The 2,236-nt window shown below is 63.5% G+C and carries 2 protein-coding genes and 1 pseudogene; 2 read left to right on the top strand and 1 reads right to left on the bottom strand.

Annotated features, from left to right (window positions below; genetic code table 11):
- A partial coding sequence (locus AC1D00_RS37560) for an acyl-CoA desaturase (protein ID WP_477014143.1) occupies positions 1–1,092 on the top strand: 1,092 nt, incomplete at its 5' end.
- Between the two features lie 228 nt (positions 1,093–1,320).
- Positions 1,321–1,557, top strand: coding sequence for a hypothetical protein (locus AC1D00_RS37555; RefSeq protein ID WP_135175358.1), 237 nt, complete (start codon positions 1,321–1,323; stop codon positions 1,555–1,557).
- A gap of 62 nt (positions 1,558–1,619) precedes the next feature.
- Here AC1D00_RS37555 and AC1D00_RS37550 read toward each other — a convergent pair.
- Positions 1,620–2,114: pseudogene (locus AC1D00_RS37550) on the bottom strand (GGDEF domain-containing protein); the annotation flags it as partial.
- Between the last annotated feature and the right edge of the window lie 122 nt (positions 2,115–2,236).

Raw genomic sequence — 2,236 nt, 5'->3', positions numbered from 1 at the left:
CATGCGGGATGCGTCGCGGCGCTCTGGTCGGGCGTCTCGTGGCAGGCCATCGCGATCTGCGCCGCGCTTTATTGGTTGCGCATGTTTGGGATCACCGCCGGATATCATCGCTACTTCTCGCATCGGGCTTACGCGACGAGCCGGGTGTTCCAATTCATCCTTGCCTTCATTGCCCAGAGCAGCGCGCAGAAAAGCGTGCTGTGGTGGGCCGCCAAACACCGCCATCATCATCTGCACTCGGATACGGCGCATGATGTGCACTCGCCCCGGCACAAGGGCTTCGTGTACAGTCATGTCGGCTGGATCTTCTACCGGCAGCACGATGCGACCGACCTCGTGAAAGTATCGGATCTGGCGTCGTATCCCGAGTTGATGTGGCTGCACAGGTTGGAGCTCTTGCCGGCGGCCGTGCTCGCGGGTCTGTGCTTTCTCGTTGCCGGGTGGTCGGGACTCGTGGTCGGATTCCTCTGGAGCACCGTGCTTCTGTATCACGCCACGTTCTGCATCAACTCCCTCGCACATGTTCACGGACGCAAGCGGTATGTGACCGGTGACGACTCCCGCAACAACTGGCTGCTCGCCCTGTTGACGATGGGCGAGGGCTGGCACAACAATCATCACGCCTACCAGGCCAGCGCCCGTCAGGGGTTCTACTGGTATGAGGTCGATCTGACCTATTACATCCTGGTGGCCTTGTCCTGGCTCGGGATTGTCCGGGATCTGAAGTTGCCGCCCAGGCAGGTTCTGCGCAACGAGCATCGGTTGGGATCACGCGTGGTTAAGCAAGCGGCCGAGCAGCTCGCCGCTCGCTTTGATCCGGAACACATCGCGCTCGCGATCAGAACGTCGATCCACGAGACCGAATTGTCGGTCCGGGACGCGCTCAGTCTGTTGCAGCACCGTGCCGATCTGCGCCTGTCCAGCATGCCGACCCGCGAGCAGTTGCTGGCTGAGGCTCAGCGCATGTTCGCCAAGACCATCTCCCTGGACGATATCGTCGACCGTGCCTACGAGCTCCTGCACGATTCTGTCGGCTTTCTCCTGGCTACTCCCGCTCTATCGGCCAGCACGAACGCGAAGAGTGGCATTTAGCTCGATCATCCCCATATAAGGGGCATGGCAAATTGGCAGAAGTCGACGACACGGCAAGCACCCAAGACCAAGGCTGAGCTTCGCGAGATGCTGGCTGAGGCGGTCCGTAACACGCAGCCCGGCGGAGAGTCGAAGCGCCTCGCGAAAGCCGGGAAGATCGCGGCCGGGATGACCCGCGCCGATCAAGCGTTCGGGGTCACCATTCGCTGAGCCCCGAGAAGGAGCCGCATGCGCAAATTTCCCAAGCCCTCCGAGCAAGAGCTCAAAGAGGGTCCCCAGGCCGTGTCCTTTCAGATCGCGAACGGGAACGCGCGGCAGACCTGTATTTTGCAAACCACGCTCCCAACCAAGGCGCAGGCGCAAAAATACCTTCTCGCCAATTGGCCGGCGGTCGAAAAGATGGCTCGCGACGCTCTCGCGATGGGAGCCTTTGAGGACGGCCAGATCAAGCTCATGATGAGCTGAGCCGCCGAGGCCCGGCGGCGGACGTCAAGACAAGCAACAGATCCGGGAACGCTGGCGGTTGACTACGACGCCGCGCGCGAGGCGTCGGCGGACAGCCGCGCCAGCAACGACCTTGCCGTATCCGACGACGACAGCGAGTCCACGCTGACCACGGGATCGCTGCGCATCTCGTGCTTGCCGTTGGAGGTGTGCCGCATCACCGCGGAGAGGCGGCGAGCGATCATGTGGGCGGTGCGGAAGTCGGTCTCGGCGAAGACGACGATGACCGAGCCGTCCTTCTGCGCTGTGCCGAAGTCCATCTGCCGCATCAGGCGGCTCAGGATGCGCGCGGCATCGAGCTGGGCGCGGGGATTTGAGGGATCGAAGGCGAAGCGCGCCACCGACAGGCCGCCGCCGCGAGCAAGCGTCTGCTCGACAGCCTTGGAGAAGTCGCGGGCAAAGGCTTCCGTCGTGAGCAGGCCGCTGCGCGGATCGAGCCAGCCGCCGGCATCGATCGAGCGCAGCGTGCGGCTCAGTTGCGCTTCCAGCGCATGCTGGCGGATCAGTGGCAGCGCGTTGAAAGGCTTCCGTCGTGAGCAGGCCGCTGCGCGGATCGAGCCAGCCGCCGGCATCGATCGAGCGCAGCGTGCGGCTCAGTTGCGCTTCCAGCGCATGCTGGCGGATCAGTGGCAGCGCGTTG

It is taken from the genome of Bradyrhizobium sp. P2_E8 (assembly GCF_056403875.1).
This window is presented reverse-complemented; position numbering and strand designations above follow the sequence as displayed.